The following is a 21,542-nucleotide window of genomic DNA, read 5'->3' on the forward strand; positions in this document are numbered from 1 at the left end:
TCTAGTACAGCCCCTTTTTATTAGTTCCTATTTTTTAATAGCTTGCCTTCCTTTTGAAAGTATAAAAGCAAATATAATTTATCAAAATCAATGCGAGTATAAGATTGAGATCTACGACCCTATGTCAGTTCCTGAGAGATTCTCACTAGATAAAGGGGAGAAGCGACTTCATATTACACATGCAAAATACAATTTCATTCGTAAATCATTACCTGATGTTTTATATCAAGCTAATAATAAAGAAAATAAGTTTCATATTGAAAATCCAGATAAATATACTTATAAACTTATAGCTTGCCCCGAAAATGCCAAGCTTACAGGTAATAAAAACTAATTACTAAGATAATCTAAGGAAGAAATTCTGTAAAGATAGGAGGTTATTATAATCGTTCTGTGAATGCCTCTTATGCTTGTGGGCTTTTACCTAGAATTGCTAAAGGGATAACTGATATTATTGACGATTTCATTCCCTCACTAGATATGACGGTTATTTGGTATCTTAATGGGATTGCAAGTTGGGATAAATCTTATAAGATTTTAAAATTTATGCAGACCTCAGCTCATGAATCAGGGTATCCTGTGCTTGCAAGCTACGCATATAAAAGCACTGGGTTAAATAATTATTCTTGGGTGCATAAGGGAAGTTCTAAAGGAGTTATGAGTGGCTATACAATACCTGAAAAAGGAGAAAAAGGGTATGAAGAAGAGCCCTTCCCATTAGCTGATTTAATGAAATATTATATACATGATATTGATCCTAGTGATTATTATGCAAGTGAATATGATGTAAAAAGCTTATTATGGCTTTCAAAACTAAACATGGGAGATTAATATGAAATACTTATTAATAATTCTTTTTCCTTTCTTACTACCTTCCTGTCTAGCATTTGAACCTATAATGGGAGGGGGAATAATTTATAATTTTTGTGAATATCCCATTGAATTGAGGAGTGATAATATCCCAGAACATTATTATAAAAACAATAAACACAAAAAAATTATTTATCCTAACGAAACTAAGTATATAACTTTTATCATACAAGATGACTTAGTAGAAGAACAAAATAAAAATAGAAAAAAACAGTACTTTGTCCGAAGCAAAAGTAATATAAAAAATAAATTTTATATTGATGAGTATTCTCAAGCCAGAATAAACCTGATTGCCTGTGCTGAAAATGCCAAACCCATAGGTGATGGAAATTGGATAAAAACTAATTAAGAGAAGGAAAATGTGTCATAAGACACCTATAAGCGCATTGAATATGATCTTAAAATTTTAATATGATTATCCAAGTTATATCTAGGTGGAAAAAATGAATAAAATAATTATTTCATATATATATCTTTTTATTATCCTCATGCTTTTTTAATTTTGAATTAGAAAAAGGAGCGTTGGTTTATAGAAACAATTGTCAAGACTTAATAAATTTATATATTAGCGAGAAGGCTAGAGATGTTATATCCATAGAACCAGGAAAAAACCATGTTGAATTATTTATTATTGGAGATAACATAGTTCCTGAAGAAGTATTTTTTATTAAAAATAAAAAAACTAGATAAATTAATTTAAAGTAAAACATTTATGGAAAACAGTAAAAAAGAAAGCTCAACACCAAGAAAAGACTTGGGGCTATTAAAAGAAGATGCGAAAAAACTTTCCATAACCAACAATAAATGTGAACAACCCGGTGTAAGAAAGGTTTTATCAAAAGATTTTGGTCGATATACAAAATTAGTTTCCGATAGCTATCATAAGTTCGATATGCCAAGACAAGCAATTATAGAACAACTGTCAGAATTAAAGCGTCGTGAACCGCTGCGTGTTCTATTAACCGAGTTAATGCCCGATCTACTTAAAAAACTCAATCTTGAACCTGAAAATACCACCGGATTGGACCGCTCTTCTTATGTTTTTTGCCGAATAGTTGCTGATATTTGTATTGGCTTCGAAAATACCCCTGAAGGAGAAAAAGAGCTGGAAACGTTATTTACCGCACCGGAAGCCTCCAACGGTGCAATTAGCGGTGATCAATATCGTAAATCCATAAAAGAAGCCTTTGACGCTATATTTGGCACAATCGAATCGATCACAGATTTTTCACATCGAACAAATAAGCGAATACACGTTATGCGGGTATTTTTCTTGCTTCCATCACTGCCATTGCGAACCTGCAAAAATGGACGGAACTCAACGATGAAAAGGGCGTAAACGCCTTAGCGGTAGCACAAGTTACCGCAGATTTATCCGCCCTCGTTGCCGCCTTTGAACGCAAAGAAAACGACATTGCCAAACAAGCGACCGAAAAACTCTTTCAAAAACTGAATAAAACCGCGAGGCGCTACGGTTTACCGTTTCCCGGTGTAACGGCACAACCCGGTACCCGGATTGGGGATTTAGTAGATAGCATAAAGGGATGAAACATAACCCATACAAATAATTCGACATAAATGGCTTTTTTGATGCGGGAATATGCTGTACTATTTGGGATAATATGTAAAAGCATTACACTATTTGAAAAATAAAAGCCTAATTTTAGGCTTTTTCTTTTTGTAGAATTGAATCAATTTCTAGCAGTACTTTTTGCTTTTCGTGTTCTAGCTTGCCTAGCTTTTGAAAAAGTGGTGATAGGGAACGACTATCAAAATTTTCTGTAGTGATTTGGGCTAGGAGTTGATTTATGCTGCTTTTTGCGGTGTAACCGTCGATTTCTTTTAAATAGCGGGTGAAGCGGTGAATGGTGCTTTTTAAAATAAACTTTAAAATTTTAAAACCGTTTAAAAACCACCAATCCACTAACAATTTTTATGAAAAATATTGTCACTACCCCATAATTTAATATATCAAGAGTAAAGCGTTTTTTAGCGCTATATGACTATAATTTGTTGTCACAATATTCATTTTCTATTCTCCTTTATCATAAGAAAAAGACATAGCCTTGGATGACTATGCCTATTTTATTCGTTATAGCTAAAAGATCATCCTGAAATTGCAGATTTGATCTTTATTAGTTTAGATGAATCAAGCTTTTTCATAATAGCTCTCCTATTGTGAATTATAGTACAACTGGAAGTTAGAATAATAAAATAAAAATGTCAATATTTTTTAACATCTTTTCAATTTATTTTAATTTCATAATAAAAAGGAGCTTAGCCTTTCTAGTTTGTGGAATAACTTTATTAAAGTTGGAAGGTTAGGATAAAAGAGGAAGGCGAGGTTCTTTTATTGAAATAAAAGTGAAGAACGTAAATATAAGAAAGGAATAGCGGGGATATTTTCATCCCCATTTTGTTTAGTAAAACTCAATACCTTCAACGCTATTAGTAACTCTTGTGCCGGCTTCGCCTTTGACAATGCGTTCAATATCATTGAGTGAACCGATAACGGCATCTTTGCCGGTAGCGTTGACAAAGTTGATCACTGCTTTCACTTTCGGCCCCATAGAGCCTGCGGCGAATTCAGATGCAAGGTTTTCTAACGCCTGTGGGTTGGCTTTGGCAATTTGTTTTTGATCCGGTTTATTGAAGTTCACGCAAGCGGCTGAAACATCGGTGGCGATGATAAATAAATCGGCCTCTAATTCTTGGGAAATGAGGGCGGTGCATAAATCTTTATCCACCACCGCTTCAACACCCTGTAATTCACCTTGTGAATTATGATAGCTTGGTATTCCGCCACCGCCGCCACAAATAACAATATTACGATTGGCTAATAAGGCTTTCACAGCGTCTATGCCTGTCACAGATTGTGGTAAAGGACTTGGCACTGCACGACGATAATATTGTCCATCAGCCATCACTGTCCAGTTTTTTTCAGCCGCTAATTTTTCCGCCTCTTCTTTGGTATAAACTTGTCCGATAGGTTTGCTTGGTTTTTCAAATGCCGGATCATTAGGATCAACAACCACTTGGTTTAACAGCGTAATGGTTGGGGTTTGTGGCAATAAATTGGTTAATTCCTGTTGCAACATATAGCCGATCATTCCCACGGTTTGTGACACTAATACATCTAATGGATAGGGTTCAATTTTAGGATCTTGTGCGTAATAGGCCGCGTGTTGTAATGCCAGCAATCCAACCTGTGGCCCATTGCCATGGGAAATCACGAGCTCATTTTCTTGTTTAATTTTTGTCAATTGTTCTGCCGCAATGCGAATATTGGCAGACTGATTTTGAGCCGTCATCGGCTCCCCTCTTTTTAATAGGGCGTTTCCCCCTAGTGCCACGACAATTCTCATTTTCTTTCCTTTCAATTCATTGATAAAAAAATAGCACCGTTCATATTGACGATGCCATAAAGCATTATGCCAGACTGGCTACCATTACGGCTTTAATGGTGTGCATTCTGTTTTCCGCTTGTTCAAAAGCCACATTAGCCGGCGATTCAAAGACTTCCTCCGTCACTTCAATGCCATTTGCCAATTGTGGATATTTTGCTGCGATTTCTTGCCCCACTTTAGTTTCACTGTTATGGAATGCCGGTAAGCAGTGCATAAATTTCACTTTTGGGTTACCCGTGCGTTTCATTAACTCCGCGGTTACTTGATAAGGCATCAGCATTTCGATACGTTCTCCCCAGGTTTCAAGGGGTTCACCCATGGAAACCCATACATCCGTATGCACAAAATCCACCCCTTTGACCGCCAAATCAATCTCTTCAGTGACAGTAATTCTCGCACCGGATTGTGTGGCAAATTCTTGGCACATTTTCACCAGCCCCTCTTCCGGTAATAAGGCTTTCGGCGCACAAATTCGCACATCCATTCCCAATTTCGCCCCAATTAATAATAACGAATTCCCAATATTATTACGGGCATCGCCAATATACACATAGCTGATTTGGCTGAGTGGTTTTTCGCAATTTTCTATCATCGTGAGAACATCAGCGAGCATTTGGGTCGGGTGAAACTCATCGGTTAAACCGTTAAATACCGGTACACCGGCATATTGCGCCAGCTCATTGACGACCGATTGTTTAAAGCCACGATATTCAATAGCGTCATACATTCTCCCTAATACACGGGCGGTATCTTTCATCGATTCTTTATGACCGATTTGCGATGAAACAGGATCGATATAAGTAACGTGTGCACCTTGATCATAAGCAGCGACTTCAAAAGCACATCGGGTGCGGGTTGACGTTTTCTCAAAAATAAGAGCGATATTTTTTCCGGTTAAGCGAGGCTGTTCTGTGCCATCATATTTTGCTCTTTTTAAATCTCTCGCTAAATCTAATAAAAACCGAATTTCACGCTCAGTATGGTTCACCAAACTCAATAAATGTCTATTTTTAAGATTAAACGCCATTATTTGCTCCTCATTATTATTGACATAAAAATCGAGCTATTCTAGCAAAGCAATCGTTTGCGTTCAATAAAAAGATAATATTTAAAGAGGATAAGGAAGGAAATGAAAGGGGGAAAATGTGGTAAGAAAATAGGGAGATTTTCACCCCCTATTTTTATTTATTAAGTATTAAGTACAAACAATTTTCACCGCTAGACCGCCTTGTGAGGTTTCACGGTATTTGGCGTTCATATCTTTGCCGGTTTCGTACATGGTTTCAATCACTTTATCAAGGGAAACCCGAGGATTGGTGGTACGGCGTAATGCCATACGGGCGGCATTAATTGCTTTCACCGAGGCTATGGCGTTACGTTCAATACAAGGCACTTGCACCTGCCCTCCCACGGGATCACAAGTTAAGCCAAGGTTATGCTCCATGGCAATTTCTGCTGCAATACACACTTGCATTGGATTTCCTCCGAGAATTTCCGTTAATCCGGCTGCCGCCATTGAACACGCTACCCCCACTTCCCCTTGGCAACCGACTTCTGCACCGGAAATAGAGGCATTCATTTTATAAAGCGAGCCGATCATTCCGGCAGCCAAGAGATAACGTTCAACGGTTTCCGATGTTAAAGGTGAAATAAATTTATCATAGTAAGCCAGTACAGCAGGGATAATGCCACATGCACCGTTTGTCGGTGCCGTCACCACCCGACCACCTGCCGCATTTTCCTCGTTTACCGCCAAGGCAAACATATTGACCCAGTCAATCACACGCATTGGGTCATTGGATAAATTGGTGTTCGCCTCTAACATACGGTATAAGGAGGCTGCACGGCGAGGCACTCGCAACGGTCCCGGCAAAATGCCTTCTGTATGCAATCCGTGATCAATACAAGCCCGCATAGTTTTCCACACATTGTCTAAATGCGCACTCACCGCATCTTTTCCATGCAATGCGATTTCATTTTCAAGCATTACCGTTGAGAACATTAAGCCGTTTTCACTGCAATGTTTTAAAATATCCTCTGCATTTTTGTAGGGATAAGGCACGCTAACCGCACTTTTTTCATCTTCTCCAAAATGGGCTTCATCCACAATAAAACCACCACCGATCGAATAATAAGTTTGGCGGTAAAGTTCTTGTTGCGCTGAATCAAGAGCGGCAATTGTCATTCCATTTTCGTGCAATGTTAAAAAAGTGCGGTGAAAAACAAGATTGTTTTCAAAATCAAATTTCACTGTCTTTTTGCCTTGAGCGATAGACAATTGGGCAGTTTTTTTCACGTTTTCGATAAAATGTGGAATGAGATCAATATCCACATCATGCGGTAAATAACCGGCAAGTCCCATAATGATGGCTATGTCGGTGCTATGCCCACGTCCTGTCATAGAAAGGGAGCCGTATACATCCACACGAATTTCTGCTGTTTGTTCAAACTGCCCTCGTTCAATTAAATCATCAATAAATTGTTTACCGGCTTTCATCGGTCCAACCGTGTGGGAACTGGAAGGTCCAATTCCCACTTTAAACATATCAAATACGCTAATCATAAATTTCCTACTAAATAAGCGAAATAAAACGGCAGATTATAACAATCCATAAACCACTGCAGAGATAGCAATTAATCCCATTATTGTGACAAAGACATTACTAAAACGGCCTTGATAACGTTTCATTGCCGGTACTTTGCGAATGGCATACATTGGCATAATAAATAAGATCATCGCAATGATTGGACCGCCAAGGGATTCAATTAAACCGAGGATGCTTGGGTTGATAATCGCCACTCCCCATAAGGTGAGTAAAAAGAAAAGTGCGGTTGCATAATTTAATTTTTTGCGATTCACCGCTTCCCCTTTCATTTTTAAATATAAGCCTTCTAAACCTTCACGCGCCCCTAAATAATGCCCAAAGAAAGAGCTGGTGATCGCAAGGAAGGCAACTAGTGGACCAAAGTAAGAAATATAAGGGTTATCAAATTTATTCGCCAAGAAAGACAAAATACTGATGTTTTGTTCTTTTGCCGCTAGTAATTCTTCCGGTGTTAAGGTTAGTACACAGCTAAACACGAAGAACATCACAAAAACAAGCAAAATGGTTGATGTGCCTTTTTCTGTGTGTTCAATATGACGTTCTGCACGGTCAAACGCTTTATATTCACGATATTGTGAACAAGCAAAGGAAGAAATCGCCGGAGAGTGGTTGAAAGAGAACACTAAAACCGGAATCGTCACCCATAATGTGGTGATAAAACCACCTACTGTTGGCATTTCATGCAACATTGCTCCGTTCCATTCAGGAATGAGATAAATGGATAGTGCGAATAAAATAAGCACAAGAGGATAAACCAACAATTCTGTAATTTTCAGCATCACTTTTTCATTAAAAAGCATCACTGAAATTAAGAGCGCAATTAAGACAAAAGAAAGCAATGCACGATTAGGCGATGCCATCCCCAATTGATTGACAATAAAAGAATCGACGGTGTTGGTGATGCCGTTACCGTAAATTAATAAAATAGGGAAAATAGCGAAAAAATAAAGTAGCGTAATTAATTTACCGGCTGTTTTACCAAAATGCTCTTCCACCACTTCAGTAATATCACTTCCCGGATTTTTAGAAGAAAGGACAAAATAGGCTAGCCCTCGGTGGGCAAAATAGGTCATTGGTCCGACTAAAATTGCCATAACCACCAGTGGCCAAAAGCCGCCCATTCCTGCGTTAATCGGTAGAAAAAGGACCCCCGCCCCAACTGCCGTGCCGAATAAATTTAACATCCACGCCGCATCAAATTTGTTCCATTTTGTTTTTTTCATAATGAATACCTTAAAAAAAGATAAAATACAGATTAAATCTCAATCTTTCAGGAAAACTCCTGATAAATTTGGCGCGCATAATATGCCTTAATACAATGAAATTCAAAGAAATGTTTTTAGAAATGTGATCGAGATAACGATTTTTTAAACACTAAATTAGGTAATTTTTATCTAGATCAAAGTGCGGTTAAAAAAACATCTTATTTTTTAACCGCACTTATGAGAAAAATTAGGCATTTTCAATGGAAAAAGCGATCACTTCTTTAATATGAGCTGCCTTTAAGGCTAGCATAATGAGGCGATCAACGCCCAAGGCAACCCCCGATGTATTGGGTATACCTGCTTGCAAGGCGCTGAGAAAACGTTCATCAATTGCCCGTGTTGGCAAACCGAGTTTTTCACGCTGACGATTATCTTGCTCAAAACGACGGCGTTGTTCGCTGACATCCGTTAATTCATGGAAACCATTCGCCAACTCTAAACCTTTGTAGTAAAACTCAAAGCGTTCAGCCACTCGTTGATCTTCCATACTTAATTGCGCCAACGCCGCCTGTGAGGAAGGAAAATGATAAATCGCCACCGGTGCATCTTGCCCAATTTGAGGCTCGACCACCTCACTAAATAAAAACTGTAATAAGGTATCACGCTCCTCGTCCTCTTCTGCCATAAAGTGGTGTTGATGGGCAACCTCGACTAATTCTTTACGACTGGCAGAAAGGGGATCAAGCCCCACATATTCTTGAAAAGCAAACTGATAACTCATACTCTCTGCCGGTTTACAATCAAGAATTTGTTGAAGTAAGTCATCCACTTCATTAATCAAGCGATACATATCAAAATGCGGTCGATACCATTCCAACATGGTAAATTCCGGATTATGACGATTGCCGGCTTCTTCATTACGAAAAACTTTGCTGATTTGAAAAATCGGTCCACTGCCTGCCGCCAATAAACGCTTCATATGATATTCAGGGCTGGTGGAAAGCCAAAGTGTTTTTGATAATTCATTAAAAGGAGCGATAAATTCGGTGTTAAAGGTCGAAAGATGAAGATCGGTCACGCCAAATTCACTAAGCACGGGGGTTTCCACTTCAAGTAAACCCCGATCAGTAAAAAAGCGGCGAATATCCGCCATAATTTTGGCTCTAGCCAGTAAATTATCAATGGAAGCAGAAGGTTGCCATAAGGTTGGTTCAAGGGAAAGTGCGGTCATTTTTTTCTCTGTTTTTATCATCAATTCTGTGATTTTAAACGAGTCAATTCACCAACTCAACTTTACTATTTTTCTGTAATGTCTCTCAAATAAAAAACCTTCTCATTTGATTTACTTAGACAAATTAACTTTTTTGAGGTAGATCACAAAATGAGTAATTTATCCGAAATTCCACTGAAAAAAAGGTTATTAATTTGTAAAAAAGTGGCACAATGGCTCACCCCTTTAGGGTGTTTTATTTTTTTACTTTCTATAGATTGGAGGATATCGTGCAAACAGTTAATGTCGATATTGCGATTGTTGGTGCAGGTGGTGGCGGTTTACGGGCAGCAATTGCAGCAGCAGAAGCAAATCCTAACTTAAAAATTGCATTAGTTTCAAAAGTGTATCCAATGCGTAGCCATACTGTGGCGGCAGAGGGCGGTGCAGCAGCCGTTATAAAAGAAGAAGATTCTTATGATAAGCACTTCCAGGATACCGTAGCCGGTGGTGACTGGCTATGCGAACAAGATGTGGTGGAATACTTCGTTGAGCATTCTCCGGTAGAAATGACCCAGTTAGAACGTTGGGGTTGTCCATGGAGCCGTAAAGCCGATGGCGATGTGAATGTCCGTCGCTTTGGTGGAATGAAAATCGAGCGTACTTGGTTCGCTGCGGATAAAACCGGTTTCCACTTGTTACATACCCTTTTCCAAACTTCAACACAGTTCCCTCAAATTCAACGCTTTGATGAACATTTTGTCTTAGATATTTTAGTGGATGACGGTCATGCTCGTGGTATGGTTGCGATGAATATGATGGAAGGGACATTGGTTCAAATTAATGCGAATGCCGTTGTGATCGCCACCGGCGGTGGTTGCCGTGCCTTTAAATTCAACACCAATGGTGGCATTGTGACCGGTGATGGTTTATCAATGGCTTATCGTCACGGTGTGCCACTGCGTGATATGGAGTTTGTACAATATCATCCGACCGGCTTACCGAATACCGGTATTTTGATGACGGAAGGATGCCGTGGTGAAGGCGGTATTTTAGTCAATAAAGACGGCTATCGTTACCTTCAAGATTATGGTCTTGGACCGGAAACCCCAATCGGCAAACCGGAAAATAAATACATGGAATTGGGGCCTCGTGATAAAGTTTCCCAAGCTTTCTGGCAAGAATGGAAAAAAGGCAATACGTTAAAAACTGCCAAAGGGGTGGATGTGGTTCATCTTGACTTACGTCACCTTGGTGAGAAATATTTGCTTGAACGTCTTCCATTTATTTGCGAATTATCCAATGCGTACGAAGGGGTTAACCCGGTGAATGAACCGATTCCGGTTCGTCCTGTTGTTCACTATACCATGGGCGGTATCGAGGTGGATTTCAACAGTGAAACCCGTATTAAAGGCTTATTTGCTGTGGGGGAATGTGCCTCTTCAGGCTTACATGGCGCAAACCGTTTAGGTTCTAACTCTCTTGCCGAGCTTTTGGTTCTTGGTCGTGTGGCCGGTGAATATGCCGCACAACGTGCCGTTGAAGCCCAACCGGCGAATCAAAGTGCGGTCGATGCTCAAGCAAAAGATGTGGTTGCCCGTTTAGATGCCCTTTGCAAACAAGAAGGTAACGAATCTTGGTCCGAAATCCGTGATGAAATGGGTACCGTGATGGAAGAAGGTTGTGGTATCTACCGTGACCAAGCAAGCATGCAAAAAGCCGTGGATAAAATCGCTGAATTAAAAGAACGTTATAAACGTATTCGTGTTGCAGACAATTCCAGTGTGTTCAACACCGATGTCCTTTACACCGTTGAATTGGGTTATATCCTTGATGTGGCACAATCTATTGCGAATTCTGCGATTGAACGTAAAGAATCTCGTGGGGCGCATCAACGCTTGGATTACACCGAACGCGATGATGTGAATTATTTAAAACACACCCTTGCTTTCTACAATGAGAATGGCGCACCGCGCATTGAATACAGCCCGGTAAAAATTACCAAATCTCAACCTGCAAAACGTGTTTACGGTGCGGAAGCAGAAGCTCAAGAAGCGGCTGCGAAAGCTAAGGAGCAAGCAAATGTCTAATTCACCAGTAATGAATGTGGAAATCTTACGCTACAATCCAGAAAGCGATAAAGAACCGCACTTAAGCACTTATCAAGTGCCTTATGACAACCAAACGTCCTTACTTGATGCGTTAGGTTATATTAAAGATAAACTTGAACCTTCCCTTTCTTATCGTTGGTCTTGCCGTATGGCGATCTGCGGTTCTTGCGGAATGATGGTTAACAATAAACCAAAACTGGCTTGTAAAACCTTCTTGCGTGATTACAGTGGTCATATGCGTATTGAGCCATTAGCCAACTTCCCAATTGAACGGGATTTGGTGGTGGATTTAAGCCACTTTATTGAAAGTTTGGAAGCGATCAAACCTTATATTATCGGCAATGAAGCACCACCATTAGATGGCAAACCTCATCCTTCGGCAGAGTTGGCGAAAAGCCGTACAAAACAAACTCCGGCACAGCTTGAAAAATACCGTACTTTCTCTATGTGTATCAACTGTGGGTTATGTTATGCTGCTTGCCCGCAATTTGGTTTAAACCCAGAGTTCTTAGGACCTGCCGCCATTACCATGGCACATCGTTATAATCTTGATAACCGTGACCACGGAAAAGCACAACGTATGCCATTGTTAAACGGTAAAAATGGGGTGTGGAGCTGTACTTTCGTAGGTTATTGTTCTGAAGTCTGTCCAAAACACGTAGATCCGGCTTCTGCAATTAACCAAGGTAAAGTGGAAAGTGCCAAAGATTATGTTATCTCGATGCTAAAACCAAAAGGCTAAGGGGGAAAAATGTCAGTAACTGTAAGTAAACGCAAAAAATATGTTCGCCCAATGACGGCTACTTGGTGGCAAAAATTAGACTTCTACAAAGCCTATATGCTGCGTGAAGCGACCTCAATCTTTGCCGTGTGGTTCTGTATTGTTCTGCTTTATGGCGTGCTCTGCCTTGCCAGCAATCCTATCCCGGAACACGGTATTCTGAATTTTATTGAATTTTTAAGACACCCAATTGTGGTAATCTTAAACATTCTTACACTGGTCGCCACGCTTTACCATACCGCCACCTATTTCTTAATGACACCAAAAGTGATGAACATCATTGTTAAAAATGAACGTTTACCACATCATGTCATCAGAAATGCACTTTGGGCAGTCACTGCACTTATCAGCGTGGTTGCATTAATTTTAGTTTATCTCTAAGGGAGAGAAAAAATGGTTGATAAAAATCCAAAACGCTCTGGCGAACCACCGGTATGGTTACTTTTCGGTGCTGGGGGGACTGTAAGTGCCATTTTCTTTCCTGTGGTGATTTTAATTTTAGGGTTATTACTCCCCTTTGGTTTAATCGATCCGGCAAACTTAGTCACTTTTGCCTATTCTTGGATCGGTAAACTGGTGATTCTCGTGCTCACTATTTTCCCTATGTGGTGCGGTTTACACCGAATTCACCACGGAATGCACGATCTTAAAATCCATGTGCCGGCAGGTAGCTTTATCTTCTATGGTTTAGCAACCATTTATACCGTTTGGGTATTATTTGCGGTGATTGGTTTATAAGAAAACCAAAAGAGAAATAGCGAGTGTTTACACTCGCTATTTTTTTATCTAATAAAAACTAATAGTTACAAATTTCTGAATCTGCAAAAAAATAAGCGATTTCACGATTCGCACTTTCTACGCTGTCTGAGCCATGTACGGAATTTTCAGTTTGACTTAACGCAAAATCCCGACGAATCGTGCCTTCTGCCGCATTTTCCGGATTTGTCACACCAATCAAAGTGCGGTAGTCTTTTATGGCGTTTTCTTTTTCCAATACCGAAACCACAATAGGTGCTGATATCATATACTCCACTAATGATTCAAAAAACACCTTGCCTTGATGTTCGGCATAGAACCCTTCAGCTTGCGCTTTCGTTAAATGTACCATTTTTGTCGCCACGATTTTGAACCCACTTTGCTCAAAGCGCGCTAAAATTGCCCCGATAAGGTTACGTCTCACTGCATCAGGTTTAATAATGGAAAGTGTTCTTTCTGTCATATTCATCCTCACTTTTCTGATTTTGACAACAATAAATTCGCTAATGTTTGTACCCCAATACCTGTTGCGCCAACCGCCCATAAATCACTCGCAGATTTACGATAAGTCGCAGAACAATCAATGTGCAACCAACTTTGTTGATAATTCTTCACAAAATAGGAAAGAAATGCGGTGGCGGTACTCGCCCCAGCCCCCACAGGCACCGTCCCAATATTGGCAATATCCGCAAAGGAAGAACTAATTTGTGAACGATGAAATTCCTCAAAAGGCAAACGCCAAAAGGGTTCATTCTCAGCTTGAGCCGAGTGAAAAAGTGCTGCTGCAAGCTCATCATCCATTGTCAGTACCGAATGGTAATCATTCCCTACCGCCACCTTTGCCGCACCGGTTAATGTGGCACAATCAATTATCAACTCTGGGTGTTGATTATCGGCTTCAATTAACCCATCTGCTAACACCAAACGCCCTTCGGCATCGGTATTTAAAATCTCTGCGGTCACCCCGTTTCTATAGGTAATAATATCGCCTAATTTGAAGGCATTACTACTCACTAAATTTTCAGCACAGCATAAATAGAGCTTCACACGTTGCGTTAATCCGCGCGCAATCGCCAAACCTAAAGCGCCTGTTAATAACGCTGCACCGCCCATATCCGTGCGCATCGTGCTCATCCCATCGCTGGGTTTGATACTATACCCACCACTATCAAAAGTGATGCCTTTCCCCACCAAACAAGCCAACACCGGTGCATTCGGATCTTGTGTCGGATTGAAATCTAACTGCAATATGGCAGGAACATTCGCCGAACCTTTGCCCACTGTCCAAATGCCTTGATAACCTTGAGCTTCCAATGCTTTCCCAGAAATAATCTGAAAACTGACCGCACTTTTTTCCGAATAATGTTCTGCTTTAGCCGTAATAAACGTTGCGGCACGTTCAGCCAATTTCATTGGCGTAAGTGTTTGCGCCGGCTCATTAATTACTTCTCGAACAAAATCGCTACATTCAATACGGGCTAATAATTCATCTTGTAAATCATGGTCTAAATGAGGAAACTCAATGGCATAATCTTGTTTTGCCGTGTAAAACCCTTGATAAAATGCCCAGCAAAAATCTAAATTCCATTCCTCACCGACTAATTCTACTTCTTTGATACCTTGTCCACGTAGCTTGCGTGCGGCTCGTTGCACCAAAGTGCGGTCATTTTTTTCATTATTTTTTAAATGAATAACCGCCTCATCTCCATGAAAACTTAATATCGCACTTTTCCCCCAACTATCAGAAGCCGGACGGAAAGAAAGAATAATCTCCATTTTTAATTCTCCTTATAAAAAAAACGGTATAGAGAACTATACCAGCTTTATTATAGAGAGCGAAGAAATTAATTAAATAATTAATAAGCCCCTTTTTGTCTCAACACGATATCAACTGTTTTGACTAAGATAACAATATCATTCCATAAAGACCAATTCTTAATATACCAAGTATCAAAATAAACTCGTCTTTCATAGTTCACATTGCTTCTTCCACTAACTTGCCATAACCCAGTCATCCCCGGCTTTACCATTAAGTAGTAATCAATATCGTCTTGATAAAATTTCAATTCCTCTTGAACAATAGGACGAGGCCCCACAAGGCTCATCTCTCCTTTTAACACATTCCACAATTGAGGCAATTCATCTAAACTTGTTTTTCTTAAGAAAGCTCCAATTTTAGTTATTCTGGGGTCTTCTTTCAATTTAAAATCTTTTTCCCATTCTTTTTTAGCCTCTGGATTCGATCTTAAATAATCTTCTAATACCTCGTCTGAATTTATGACCATTGAACGAAACTTTAAACACTTAAACGCCTGTTTATTTTGACCAATTCGAGGATGTGCATAAATAGCCTCCCCACCATCTTTCCTAATTAAATAAATTATTGTCAAAAAAAGAGGTGATAACAAGATTAAACAAAATAAAGAGATAATAATATCAAAAATACGCTTTATTATTCGTGAAGTGAATTTCGCTAAGTTATTATTTACCCTAAAAAGCACCATCTCGTGACTAAATAAAAAAGCCATATTCGTACTGTAAAGCGGAATCCCTCTTAAACTTGGAATAATAGAAACAGAACGGCAACGCTTTTTCATAAAAAAACGCAACCAATAATCCAAGCTATAAGTATCGTTATCATCCATTGCAATAATAAATTGTGTTGAACTTGGTTTGAATAATTTTATCAATAGCTCAGGATTCTTAGATATAACAGGAATATTTCCTAATTTCTCTTTACAATATTTTTTGTATTCTGTAGAAACAAACAAGCGAACATTAAAACCTAAATAACGTTCTTGGTTCAATGCCTCTAATACATCCTTTGCATTTTTACCATTTCCAATAATTACCGTATCTTTTAGATATATTTTTGACTTAATCAATAACATTTTTAAAATGATACGTCCCAACGGAACCATAATAAAAACAAATATCCAGGTCATCACCCAAAAATGGCGGGATACATAGAGTTTTGAAAGCGCAATGATAGATAATTCTATAATTAAAAATATAAATAAAGTTCTTAATATTTCTTTTAACTCAAACCAAAATGGCTTTCGATAAGTATAGTGTCGAAGACGGGTCCAAAACCATATAACACACAGAATAGAAATAGAAAAATGAATAAGTATTGCATTATCTAATTCTTCATCTGGAAAATAGTCACTAATATTTTCTCTAAAAAGTAATAAGAAAGAGAGAGAAAAAAACAGTGAAAAAAAGCAAGTTACAAAATCAACGGTGATTTGAAGCAATTTAATCAGCATAACTTTATTCATTTTTTCTCCAATATCCTTTGTGCATACTCAATACCTTACACCATCCATAAGGTAATTTTTGATAATGATAGCCTAATTTAAAACCAACCCACTTAACAAAATTGGATAATGCCGCTTTAGGCAATAAGTGCGGTGCATTTTGAATGAGAAATTTAAATTCAGAGAGAATAAATTTTTTCCCTTCCGAAGAGGCTTTTCCAAAACGCTGCTGAATCCATGCCTGTTCTTGTTGAAATACACCCGTATCAAAATAACGTTGCAATTCTTGGTACAACGTATAGTTGTGACTATGAAATACTGTCGCTTCTGCACAATAGGCGATTCTATAGCCGGCTAATACCATTTTAGCCGCCAAAAACATATCTTCCGCCAAGATCGTATTATCCGGAAATCCACCCATTTTCTCAAATACCGAACGGCGATAAGCCGCAAAAGAATTTGACATAAAGGCAGTTTTTATACCCAATGTCGGAATATCCTCTTTTGATTTTATTTTCGATTGAGTCGGGTAATTAAAATATCGGGCATGGGTGGCAAGTGGCGTAGCCCCCTTATGTGGAAGCTGTCTACCACAGACAGCCGCTACATTAGGATCAGAAAATGGGGCTAATAAATTTGTTAGGGAGTTGGGCGAAGCCAAAATAGCATCTTGCGTCATAAACACAATAATATCTGCAATATTCTCCGCAAATTTTACCGCCTGATTACGTGTACCTCCGTGATTAAATACCGCTTGCGGAATACGATGCACAGAAAACCCAGCCTCCTCCGCCCATTTCACCGTTTGGTCAGAGGAGGAAGAATCAACTACAATCACCTCCTCAGCTTTCATAGTTTGTTGCTGATACGCAACAATCCAGTCTTGCCATTGATTGCCGGCGTTATGGGTGGGGACACACAATACAAATGAAAGAGCGGTCATTTTTTTCCTTTATTTTGCAAAAAGAGGCAGGAGATAGCGTTTTAAGCTTGGTACGGTAGCATATTTTCGCGCTGAATGTGCGGGTAAATGATTCGGTTTGCCATATTGCGCCACAAATTGCTCAAACATTTTCACCTGCTTAATGGCTTGCTGAAAATTTTTCCAATAAGCATTAAAACGACTCACATAATAAAATAATCGTAATTTTTGATTAAATACACCCACTTGGTTTTGACGATGTTGGCGGTAATCCAATAACGGCAAATCAATAAATTGAGTGTTACCGTAATAACGAGCCAACAATGCTAGCCACCAATCATGCATATAAAGATCGGATAACTGAATATATGGCAAAGAATCTAAGGCTAAATCTCGCAAAGCACGGTTAATCATACAAGCCGCCCCTTGCACACAATTTTTATATAAAATGGAATCATCCGCTAAACAATTTGGCGTTAATGCCTGATAAGCAAAAAAGCTTGGTGCAATTTCTTGATTATATTCATCAATCAAGCGGGCATCACTAAAAATAAGTGTTGGTACATCGGGGGGCTGTCGCTGTGCGATTTGCGAGAATTTTAGCACTTTTTCCATATGCCAAATATCATCTTGATCTGCCAAAAAAGTAAAATCTGCCGAACAATAAGCCAATGCGGATAAGAAATTAGCAACAACCCCTTTTCTTGGTCCTTGCACGATTTCATAATGGGTAAAATTGGCTTCTAAAAAAACATGATGAATAATATTTAGAGTCTCATCAGTTGAGCCATCATCTGACACAATAATTTTTTGTGGCAAAATGGACTGCGTTAAAATACTTTTTAATTGTGCAGATATAAAAGATGCACCATTGAAGGTGCATACAATAACATCATAACTGAAATTTTTATTATTAGTTTTCTTTATCATCTAAATTTTTAGAAATTGCTTCCGATGGAATATTATTAACATCATAAGAAAGGAATGATAATAATAAATATATTCCGACTAAAATAGGCAATAATGCAACAACAATAGTGCCTGTTGGTGTTTGAACATTTAATCCAGCATTAACAAACCAATGATATAACCCAAATATTGAACCAAATAAACTCAATAAGATACCAAATATAAGTTCTAACGAAGCTACATTAAAGTCTTGTAAAAAATACTTATAAAATATCCGTTTAGAAAAGTTTTTCAGATTCCCTTTAAGAAAAGGGAAAAATATCTTATTGATTTTCAAATTGGATATTTCGTCTCCATATACAGCAATCATTGGTATATCCATAACCTTAGCTTGTACTAAATTAAGACGAAATAAAATATCACTTTCAAAGAAATAACGCTTTTGTATCTTGTCTAATGCTAAGCGTTTTAGTACTGCAGTACTAATGGCTGTATAGCCATTAGTTGGATCAAATGTTTTCCAATATCCAGAAGATAACTTAGTTAGAAAAGAAAGTGCAATATTACCAAATAGACGGACTTTTGGCATTGCACTCGCATCGGAAAAATTAAAAAAACGATTTCCTTTGGTGTAATCAGCTTCACCATTAACAATAGGTAAAATAAACTTTTTAGCTAATTTAGGATCCATTTGATCATCACCATCAATTTTGACAACAATATCTATTTCGTCTTCGATAGCTTGACGGTAACCTGTAATAACTGCACCACCAACACCTTGGTTTTCTTGATGGAAAATGATTTTAACCCTAGGGTCAATAATGTTATTTTCTACAAATTTACCACTATTTTGATCACACTTATCATCTACAATATAAATCACATCAATATAGTCAGGCATTTTTGATATTACACTTTCAATATGTGCAATTACTCGATAAGCTGGTACAACAGCAGCGATACGTTTATTATTTATCATATAATAGTCCTATTCAATTTTTATAAACCCATATTTTAGAAACAAAAAAAGTCGTAACAGCAATAATTGGGAGTGTAATCACTTTTGCTACTATAATATCAATATCTAAGAATTCTGTTAGAAGATACATTAATACGATTGTATTAACATAGTTCAATAAAACAAGAATGAGGTATTTTATTAGATTTCCAACACTGGCTTTATTTTGAAATGTAAAATATGTGTGTGAAAAATAGTTAAATACCAACCCTAGTATAAATGCTAGAGAGATAGATAGTTCATTATTCCATAATAGAATCTTATTAAATAAATATAAACTCCCTATATCGACTAAAGCAGAGCTACCGCCTACAAAAAGAAAAAAGACAAATTGCTTGTATTTATTAATAAGACTAGAAAGAACAATCATAATTAGGATTATCCTCTATACTTGGTAACATTTTGTACCCATATTTGTCACTATAACTAACCAAGCAAAATTTAATATTTTGCACATTAGATTTTAATAAAATATTAAATCCAGATCTTTTTAATTCCTTATCATTTATGGCTGAAACTACGTCATTTCTAATCACGGAATTAGCTTTCATTAAGGATAATTCCATTATATTAGGCGTCAAAATCCATACTTTATTTTCTGGAGATAAAGACCACCCTATTAACTGAAAATATTCTCCATCATAAAAAATTTGATCAAGTGATCCTCCTTTATCAGCCAATTTGATAAGGCTTATATCATCAGATAGTTCAACATTTTGTAATGTTGATAAAGAGGTATCGCTTTTTTCATTTTGAATATCTTTTATTGGTATAACCACAGTATCTTGATATGGATTATAGGGTTTTAATATTGTAGAAGATACTTTAAGATGAGCATAACGATTAAATATATAATTAAATTTATCATTAGGCATATCTGGATAAATAGACTTAAAAAAATCTAATTGCGGTCTTATCAATACATTCGTAAAAGATTTAACTCCGATACCAGCTAATATAGCTCCTGGATAATCTTCTTTAACCACCCAACCATTTTCATTTTTATATGAGTTTAATTCTTCTGTCTTATATGAGTTAATAATATCAAAAATAGGTTTTGTGGATTGTAATGGATTAAAGTTAAATGTATATATTAAAGACAGAGATAATATTGATAACATTAAGGTTAATCTATTTAGCCTATTAAGACTAAAAAGAAGAAATAAAATTGGGATTAGCATTATTTCCCAATGCGATTTATCTATTAATGATTCTCCAGAGATATATGATGAAATGAAATAGCCTAGTACAACTAAAGATGAAAATATAGAGATTCTATACCAGTTAAATATGAGCTTACCTCTAATAATGCAGAAAAATGCGAGAATATTAATTGACAAACCAAGTAAATAGACACCTCTGTGTGCAGGAGACATATATAATAAAGTTACCTTCACAAACCATTCAGGGAAAGCAATTACCATCCATAAAGATACAAATAGAAAAGTAGATAATAATAAGACAAAAATTCTATTCTTAAATATATCTCTCAAATTTCTATAATCCAAAAAACAAATTGAGAATAGAGGAAGATAGGTTACAACTCCTCCTACTTCACAAATATTAGGTCCCCAAGTTTGCTCATATCCATTGATTAATAAATATGGGAAAAAACTTGACAGCCAATATTGCCAAGAGCTATCACCACCAAGTGATATCCTTTTCCCTGGATATACAGTCTCTGATACAACTTTAATTGCATCTTTGAAATAAAAAAATACAATCCCGACAGCTAATGCACAAAAAATGGCTTTTATCCAATATTTTGAAATTAGTTCCTTTACATTCCAACTACTTTCATAAATTAGAATAAGAATTATCCCTAAATATACACTTTGAATAATTATAGGCGGATATGTATGAGAAACTAACCATACTATAGCCACATAAAAAGTAAATAATACACTATATTTAGATTCTGATATTAATGAAATATATAACCAAGGAGTAAATGCTAAAATAGGTCCTAAAGTTGTTAACCAATATTGAACAAATCCAGTAAAATATAAAGTTAGAGAAAAAAGCATAGAGTAAATACTCCTATGCTCAACACCTTTTAAAATAGTCTTTTCTATTATCTTTTTCCAACCAAAAATAAAAAATAATGCGACTAAAACATGATAGATGGAGAAAGCCCTTTCTGGAGAAAATAAAAAGAACCCCCAAGTCAGAGGTTTAAATATAACCATCCAATCTAAAAGAGGCAGTTGATTAAATCCTCTTAAATCAATTAAGTATCCGGGAGTTTCATAAAACCTCTCAAAATTATTATTTACAGCCATCTGTAAATATGGGGTCCATACAGACCATTCATCTGATCTAATAGGTCTAGCTTCACCAAGTAAAGGTTTGTTTGGAATATCAAAGATATCTAAAGCTATTCCATAAGATGATGGAGATAAGTAAAGCGATACATATAAAATACTAATTACAAAAGCAATAGTATAAAAATAATAATTGATTCTTTTGTTATAATCTATCATGATA

General features: G+C 37.3%; 22 protein-coding genes. 8 read left to right on the forward strand and 14 right to left on the reverse strand.

The window, feature by feature from the left end; translation table 11 throughout:
• Positions 1-19 precede the first annotated feature (19 nt).
• The 4 genes from BKK50_RS05785 to BKK50_RS05800 all read left to right on the forward strand — a co-directional run bounded on the left by BKK50_RS05785 (position 20) and on the right by BKK50_RS05800 (position 2,209).
• Positions 20-334 carry a hypothetical protein gene (locus BKK50_RS05785; RefSeq protein WP_077416290.1) on the forward strand — a complete coding sequence of 105 codons (315 nt, stop codon included), beginning with the start codon at positions 20-22 and terminating at the stop codon, positions 332-334.
• Positions 335-393: 59 nt separating this feature from the next.
• A complete protein-coding gene (locus BKK50_RS05790) occupies positions 394-831 on the forward strand; it encodes a hypothetical protein (protein WP_244149420.1) in 438 nt (145 codons plus the stop codon).
• Between the two features lies 1 nt (position 832).
• Complete coding sequence (locus BKK50_RS12825) at positions 833-1,219, forward strand: hypothetical protein (protein WP_244149421.1); 387 nt, start codon at positions 833-835, stop codon at positions 1,217-1,219.
• 363 nt (positions 1,220-1,582) lie between these two features.
• Positions 1,583-2,209 carry a hypothetical protein gene (locus BKK50_RS05800; RefSeq protein WP_077416217.1) on the forward strand — a complete coding sequence of 209 codons (627 nt, stop codon included), beginning with the start codon at positions 1,583-1,585 and terminating at the stop codon, positions 2,207-2,209.
• A gap of 324 nt (positions 2,210-2,533) precedes the next feature.
• Here the strand turns inward: BKK50_RS05800 and BKK50_RS05805 are convergent, their stop codons facing one another.
• From BKK50_RS05805 to epmA, 6 genes are all read right to left on the reverse strand, one after another.
• Entirely contained in the window at positions 2,534-2,794 is a 261-nt protein-coding gene (locus tag BKK50_RS05805) for a hypothetical protein (RefSeq protein WP_077416219.1), read from the reverse strand.
• A 496-nt stretch (positions 2,795-3,290) separates the two neighbouring features.
• Entirely contained in the window at positions 3,291-4,235 is a 945-nt protein-coding gene (gene arcC / locus BKK50_RS05810; RefSeq protein ID WP_077416221.1) for a carbamate kinase, read from the reverse strand.
• Positions 4,236-4,299: 64 nt separating this feature from the next.
• Complete coding sequence (locus BKK50_RS05815) at positions 4,300-5,304, reverse strand: ornithine carbamoyltransferase (RefSeq protein WP_077416223.1); 1,005 nt, start codon at positions 5,302-5,304, stop codon at positions 4,300-4,302.
• A gap of 168 nt (positions 5,305-5,472) precedes the next feature.
• On the reverse strand, positions 5,473-6,840 hold the full coding sequence (locus BKK50_RS05820) for an L-serine ammonia-lyase (RefSeq protein ID WP_077416225.1): 1,368 nt from the start codon (positions 6,838-6,840) through the stop codon (positions 5,473-5,475).
• Positions 6,841-6,876: 36 nt separating this feature from the next.
• Positions 6,877-8,106, reverse strand: a complete 1,230-nt coding sequence (locus tag BKK50_RS05825; RefSeq protein ID WP_077416227.1) for an HAAAP family serine/threonine permease — start codon at positions 8,104-8,106, stop codon at positions 6,877-6,879.
• A gap of 229 nt (positions 8,107-8,335) precedes the next feature.
• The gene (gene epmA / locus BKK50_RS05830; protein WP_077416229.1) at positions 8,336-9,319 is read right to left on the reverse strand and encodes an elongation factor P--(R)-beta-lysine ligase; all 984 of its coding nucleotides are present in this window, start codon (positions 9,317-9,319) and stop codon (positions 8,336-8,338) included.
• A gap of 269 nt (positions 9,320-9,588) precedes the next feature.
• Between epmA and frdA the strand changes: the two genes are divergently transcribed.
• The 4 genes from frdA to frdD are packed head-to-tail and all read left to right on the forward strand — an operon-like array spanning position 9,589 to position 12,928.
• Positions 9,589-11,388: a fumarate reductase (quinol) flavoprotein subunit gene (gene frdA / locus BKK50_RS05835; RefSeq protein WP_077416231.1), complete on the forward strand. Its 1,800-nt coding sequence runs from the start codon at positions 9,589-9,591 to the stop codon at positions 11,386-11,388.
• Complete coding sequence (locus tag BKK50_RS05840; protein WP_077416233.1) at positions 11,381-12,151, forward strand: succinate dehydrogenase/fumarate reductase iron-sulfur subunit; 771 nt, start codon at positions 11,381-11,383, stop codon at positions 12,149-12,151. Before frdA ends, BKK50_RS05840 begins: the two co-directional genes overlap by 8 nt.
• A gap of 9 nt (positions 12,152-12,160) precedes the next feature.
• Positions 12,161-12,571: a fumarate reductase subunit FrdC gene (frdC, locus tag BKK50_RS05845; RefSeq protein WP_077416235.1), complete on the forward strand. Its 411-nt coding sequence runs from the start codon at positions 12,161-12,163 to the stop codon at positions 12,569-12,571.
• A 12-nt stretch (positions 12,572-12,583) separates the two neighbouring features.
• The gene (gene frdD / locus BKK50_RS05850; protein WP_077416237.1) at positions 12,584-12,928 is read left to right on the forward strand and encodes a fumarate reductase subunit FrdD; all 345 of its coding nucleotides are present in this window, start codon (positions 12,584-12,586) and stop codon (positions 12,926-12,928) included.
• Positions 12,929-12,986: 58 nt separating this feature from the next.
• Here the strand turns inward: frdD and ndk are convergent, their stop codons facing one another.
• The 8 genes from ndk to BKK50_RS05890 all read right to left on the reverse strand — a co-directional run bounded on the left by ndk (position 12,987) and on the right by BKK50_RS05890 (position 21,538).
• The gene (ndk, locus tag BKK50_RS05855; RefSeq protein WP_077416239.1) at positions 12,987-13,409 is read right to left on the reverse strand and encodes a nucleoside-diphosphate kinase; all 423 of its coding nucleotides are present in this window, start codon (positions 13,407-13,409) and stop codon (positions 12,987-12,989) included.
• Positions 13,410-13,417: 8 nt separating this feature from the next.
• Entirely contained in the window at positions 13,418-14,722 is a 1,305-nt protein-coding gene (gene pepB, locus BKK50_RS05860; RefSeq protein ID WP_077416241.1) for an aminopeptidase PepB, read from the reverse strand.
• A gap of 80 nt (positions 14,723-14,802) precedes the next feature.
• Positions 14,803-16,227: an undecaprenyl-phosphate galactose phosphotransferase WbaP gene (wbaP, locus tag BKK50_RS05865; RefSeq protein ID WP_077416243.1), complete on the reverse strand. Its 1,425-nt coding sequence runs from the start codon at positions 16,225-16,227 to the stop codon at positions 14,803-14,805.
• Entirely contained in the window at positions 16,220-17,149 is a 930-nt protein-coding gene (locus BKK50_RS05870) for a glycosyltransferase family 2 protein (RefSeq protein ID WP_077416246.1), read from the reverse strand. Before BKK50_RS05870 ends, wbaP begins: the two co-directional genes overlap by 8 nt.
• Before the next feature lie 9 nt (positions 17,150-17,158).
• Entirely contained in the window at positions 17,159-18,058 is a 900-nt protein-coding gene (locus tag BKK50_RS05875) for a glycosyltransferase family 2 protein (RefSeq protein ID WP_077416248.1), read from the reverse strand.
• Positions 18,042-19,016 carry a glycosyltransferase family 2 protein gene (locus BKK50_RS05880; RefSeq protein ID WP_077416250.1) on the reverse strand — a complete coding sequence of 325 codons (975 nt, stop codon included), beginning with the start codon at positions 19,014-19,016 and terminating at the stop codon, positions 18,042-18,044. The genes BKK50_RS05875 and BKK50_RS05880 overlap by 17 nt, the downstream gene beginning before the upstream one ends.
• 13 nt (positions 19,017-19,029) lie before the next feature.
• The gene (locus BKK50_RS05885) at positions 19,030-19,425 is read right to left on the reverse strand and encodes a GtrA family protein (RefSeq protein ID WP_077416252.1); all 396 of its coding nucleotides are present in this window, start codon (positions 19,423-19,425) and stop codon (positions 19,030-19,032) included.
• The gene (locus tag BKK50_RS05890; protein WP_077416254.1) at positions 19,409-21,538 is read right to left on the reverse strand and encodes a DUF7657 domain-containing protein; all 2,130 of its coding nucleotides are present in this window, start codon (positions 21,536-21,538) and stop codon (positions 19,409-19,411) included. Before BKK50_RS05890 ends, BKK50_RS05885 begins: the two co-directional genes overlap by 17 nt.
• Between the last annotated feature and the right edge of the window lie 4 nt (positions 21,539-21,542).

This window comes from Rodentibacter rarus (assembly GCF_001998965.1).
Lineage (GTDB): Bacteria > Pseudomonadota > Gammaproteobacteria > Enterobacterales > Pasteurellaceae > Rodentibacter > Rodentibacter rarus.